We start from the raw sequence: 5146 nt of genomic DNA on the forward strand, positions 1-5146 counted from the left end.
GGATGGCTTCTCCCCTTGAGGGCACATTTAAAAAAGGAGGATCATTAAGCACTAAAAAGGCCGTGGCACAACTTTTACGCGAAATGGCTTGTCCCGAGCGGCGATCAAATACCTCAAAGCAAAATTGATACACCCCATCGGGTAAGGGCTGTCCGTATTGCTGCGGACTAATTCCTCGTAAATTTTGAAGCTGAAAATACGCCTGTAAATCGGCATTGGTTAATCGCAGCGGAATTCCTCCATTTAAAAACACAGGCAAAGCGCCCACTACAACAGGAGCACTCTCAATAGCAAAACCAGCCGTATTGGTCATCGAAAATTTTAAGGTTACCTCGCGGTTACTTTCGGTAACATCGGATAATAACAAATTCACAATCACCTGCTCCCGAGCAGCATTTTGATAGTCCGATAAATTTAAACTATATGGAGGTATCAACTGCGGCGTTACCTGCACCGGAAACACCTGTGCCTGTAGCGCTTGAAATGCGAGTATCCATATGAGTAATAGGTATTTTTTCATTCTCTTTTTTTCACCAGTATCCTTTCTGTCAGATTATTTTTTCAAAACTAAATTTTTATAAGATAAGCGAATACGTGAACAAACTTTACAAATTGTTTTTAGTATACTTTTATTTTGAATATCAGTAAAAGTAATGAACTGAATTTTATATATGTAATGTTAAAATGAAAGAATATTCTTTCGTTTATTTTTAGGTTTTGCAGATGATTAATTCCTAGTTTTACCGAGCTTATTTTAAAAAAATACAACACTAATAAATTCTAAGTATTTTCATACCAAACAATACAACTATAAATAAGTTTATTAAGCTTATAACGGTGTTTTTAAAGTATGGGACAACCATTTTAAATAGAAATTTGATACCAAAAAGGTATTGTATTATAAAGTGAATATTATAAGGATTTTATACAACATATCATTTACTATTTTCTTTTTATGGTTAAGCACTCCAAATTGCTTATCACAAAACCTTGATTACGAAACCATAAAAAAAAGTAAGCCCTTAAAAGTTAGTGGTATTGTTTCTGCTAACGGTGTGTATTACAATTCCAACCAAAATGCCAGCCGTAATCCTTTTACGTACTTTTTACAAGGCACCTTGAATGTTTCTATCTACAGTTTTTCTTTACCAATTACATACAGTTATAGTAATCAAGGAGAAGATTTAGGCTACCTATTGCCCTTTGATTTTAATAGACTGAGTTTACACCCCAAATATAAATGGATTACTGGGCATATTGGATCGGTAAATATGAACTTTTCACCTTACACCCTAAGTGGGCATCAATTTACAGGAGGTGGTTTAGAATTAACCCCTAAAGGGCCTTTTAAAATAAGCCTTATGGGAGGGCGCTTACTCAAAGCTACCCCAGATGACGGTGATGCCAGGACCCAACCTGCTTTTGATCGTATGGGCTACGGATTTAAAACTTCGTATGAAAAAGAGCGATACAAAATAGGCCTTATTACTTTTTATGCCAAAGACGATCTGAATTCGTTGGAAAGCATACCTGAAACACGAGGTGTATTACCGCAAGAAAACTTAGTGATTAGTATTGAATCTCAGGTTAAATTAAATAATCAATTTACAGTACAGACAGAATTTGCCAACACCGCCATTACCTCCGATACGCGAACTGCTAAAAATGAAGCTAGTGGTTTTTCAATAGTTAAGCCATTTTTTAACAACAGAGCTGCTACCACCTATTACAATGCTTTAAAAACGGGTTTGAATTACACACAAGGCAAAGTTAGTGTGGGGGTAGGATATGAGCGGATTGACCCTGGGTATACCACTTTAGGTGCCTATTTTTTTAATAATGATTTTGAGAATATAACCGTAAATGCGACTAATTCCTTTTTTAAAGACAAACTGGTTTTAGGGATTGATATTGGTTTGCAACGTGATGATTTAGATGGCCAAAAAGCAAACAATACCAACCGAACTATTGGTGCCGCCAATGCTACTTTAAGCTTAAACGAACGCTTAACCCTTACTGGTATGTATTCCAACTTTACCACTTTTACAAATATTAAACCCAATCAATTTGAAGATATAAATGATAGTGATCTAACTGATGAAGCCGTGGAAGATTTGGATTTTAGGCAATTATCACAGACCGCCAACTTGAACATCAACTATGTATTATCGCCCAAAAAAGAAGCCCACCAAAACCTAAACATCAACTACAACTTAAATGACGTAGCCAATGAGCAAGGGGGTGTAGTGCGTATTGGAGATGCCTCAACATTTCACAATTTAAATATTGGGCATACCATCAATTTTTCGGAACGCAACATTAGCATTACCTCTGCGATCAACACTACTTTTAATACGATCGGAAGGGAAGACGCTACCACATGGGGACCTACTTTAGGCATCTCTAAAAGTTTTTTTCAAAAAACACTGACGAGTCGTTTTTCGGCTTCCTATAATCAATCAGATAACACTGGTGGTAAAAGCAATGTTACTAATCTTAGGGCTGGTGCCAGCTATTCCTTAAAAAAAGTGCATAATTTTAATGTAAATGCCATTCAATTATTTCGGAATTCGGATAATTCAGCTTCCTTGAGTGAGTTTACCGCTACTTTTGGTTATAATTATGCTTTTGGCGTAAAAAAACCAAAACTCAATATTAAACTTCCCAAAAGGAATAAAATAACACATGACACTATTGCTATTGATTACAGAAAATATCATTACAAAAACACCCCAATTAATATCACTCCTCAATTAGTAAAATTACCCTTTAATGGGGATTTTCCTTACCTCACTTCTGTTAGAAAAAAGGAGTTGAGTGCTTTAGAAGAACAGTTGTACGATTCGGAAAAAAAGGACAAAAAAGTATATAAAGTTATTGCTTTAGCCTACTTAAAAAAGTTAAGTGACTATGATGATTTTGAAGCTAGTTATTACAATATGCTTTATTATGCTTATTTAAAACTAGGTCAAGAAGCTGAGGGAATAAGTTATAAGTTAGAACGCGAATTGGATTATTTGTTAGGGGAACTGGCGAATAAAAAAGGAAAAGACACCTCTGAAGAAGAACGTGTTATTACTCTCCAAGAACAACGCTTAGAAGCCCACAATAAATTATTGAGCACCTTAAAAAAATGGGCTATAACTCCCGATAAAATCACTAAAGCCGATGGTGAATTAAAACTTTTGAGAGACAAGTATTTAAAACGCGCTTTTGAATTGCATGATTCTGGAAAAACCAAAACACAAATTATCGAATTTTTAGAAGTTCGCTGGGCTGATTATTTCCATAAGCGTATTAGAGAGTAACATTACAAAGGTGTATTCAGAGAATAGCATGATACGTATAAATTATTGATTAGTCACTAATACTGCTGTATTTTCATAAGTAACGATAAGTAGCTCTCCGATTTTAGCTCCTTATAGCTGTTTTCGGGATTTTTATTTACCTTTATTTACGAGAAAACCCTTGTTTTACAAGGGTTTTGTGTATTCTAAATGCACCTTTATAAGCTTCATTTAGAATATTCAAACTATTTAAATAGTATAGATTCATTGTTCATAACGTTTAGCTATGCGTAGTGCGGGAGCAGAAAATCACTGGTTTTCGAGCTAGCACTTAGCCAAAGTTTATGTTTTGTTTTTATATTTTCTAAAATACTAAATTTAAATCTTTGGCGTCAAACCAAATAGACAATAACCTTTCGATTACACCTAAACCCTGCATTATCGCATAGGTGTTGTTACCATACGTTTTTTAAGTTGAATACATACTGATTTCGTGATTCAACAATTCCGTTTTGCTTGCTTTTTTATATCCATCCGTCTTTTCAATTTCGGATTTCCACTCAGCTGCATTTTCAAAATCCATTGCCCAAAAATTCGTACTTTCAATTCCATCAAAACTTTTAGGTTCAAAAGTCAGTTTGAGCTTAATTTGATAGTATTCTTCTTCTCCGTCAAGTTGTATTTGTCGAGTCAAAGTAAATTCAAATTTTGGCTTTTCTTTTGGATTCCAATTATTCGTTCCATATTCGGCAAGTAATTCGTCCGTTTCTTCATCGTTTGAGCAATTATCTATCTTATAATCAGCCTTAAATTCCAACATTGTGTCAAATGCCCACTCAATCCAAGACTTAGATTGAGAAGTAATTTGTTTCTCTAGAATTTCGCTTAAAATTTCAGTTGATTGCTCAAGTTTTATTTTCATTTGTTATTTTCTGAATGTATGGTAACAAACTAATATGACTATAATAAACTTAAAATTTAGTTTAAATTTATAAAGTTTAAATTTTTATCAACAGCTCCTATAAAAGGTTTAAATAATGAAACCTTATCAGGTTCAGTCGTTTGAGACGCAGTAACAAATAAAATTCTTTCTTTATCTAAAATTAAATTTGATGTAATATCTGCTTTGGTATAAATTTCTTTAATGACATTACCTGATTCATCATATTTGGTCAAAAACCCTCTTTGACTTATAATAAATGAATCCTCTAATTTTAATAAAAATCCGCCACCTTGAGTTCCTTTTAAAATTAATTCTTCTCCATTTAAATCCATAATTCTAAGTTCACCAAGTCCATAAGTAACAAGTTTGCCTGATGCTAGCTTTTCTATATGCATTAAAGAATTTAAGGAGTTAAATGTCAAAAACGTGTCTGATAATGCTAACTTTGAATTTGGGTATAATTTTGTTTTCGTAATTTCTAAATCTGTATTAAAAAAGATCAATAAAGGGGTGTATGAATTTATACTATTTCCATCATTTGAAAATCCTCCTCCAAAAGCCACATAACCAGTATCAATTTCAATCATATCTGATATTATGGTGTTTTTAAAATCTAATTCTGTATTCATGTAAATCTTTGTATCTACAACCACATTGTCCTCATTTCTAATTTCTATTGCAGGATACCTTTCTGTAACTTGGCTTTCTTCATTAAACTTTGATTCACTACCAAAAAATATCCTATTTTCATTAAAAGCAATGTTTCCATAAACAACACTAATACCTGTAAAATCAACAGCTACTTTATTTTCAGGATCAATCTTAATTTCTCTTGAAAAAAAACTGGTACTAAACGTATTATACGATTTTAATTTAATATTTTCGCATAAAAGCATTAATATAATGGTGATTGCTA

4 protein-coding genes are annotated in these 5146 nt (G+C 33.2%); 1 reads left to right on the forward strand and 3 read right to left on the reverse strand.

What is annotated here, in order from left to right; genetic code table 11:
* Positions 1 to 520 (reverse strand): hypothetical protein (locus tag KQA_RS19300; RefSeq protein WP_010183023.1); only part of this gene is annotated, 520 nt, incomplete at its 3' end.
* A gap of 385 nt (positions 521 to 905) precedes the next feature.
* Here KQA_RS19300 and KQA_RS0217985 point away from each other — a divergent pair.
* Entirely contained in the window at positions 906 to 3308 is a 2403-nt protein-coding gene (locus KQA_RS0217985; protein ID WP_010183024.1) for a porin family protein, read from the forward strand.
* A gap of 448 nt (positions 3309 to 3756) precedes the next feature.
* Here the strand turns inward: KQA_RS0217985 and KQA_RS0217990 are convergent, their stop codons facing one another.
* Both KQA_RS0217990 and KQA_RS19305 read right to left on the reverse strand, forming a co-directional pair.
* Positions 3757 to 4209, reverse strand: coding sequence for a hypothetical protein (locus KQA_RS0217990; protein WP_010183025.1), 453 nt, complete (start codon positions 4207 to 4209; stop codon positions 3757 to 3759).
* Positions 4210 to 4265: 56 nt separating this feature from the next.
* Positions 4266 to 5146: hypothetical protein (locus KQA_RS19305; RefSeq protein ID WP_010183026.1), on the reverse strand; the 881-nt coding region annotated here is incomplete at its 5' end.

This window comes from Aquimarina agarilytica ZC1 (genome assembly GCF_000255455.1).
Taxonomy (GTDB): Bacteria; Bacteroidota; Bacteroidia; order Flavobacteriales; family Flavobacteriaceae; genus Aquimarina; species Aquimarina agarilytica.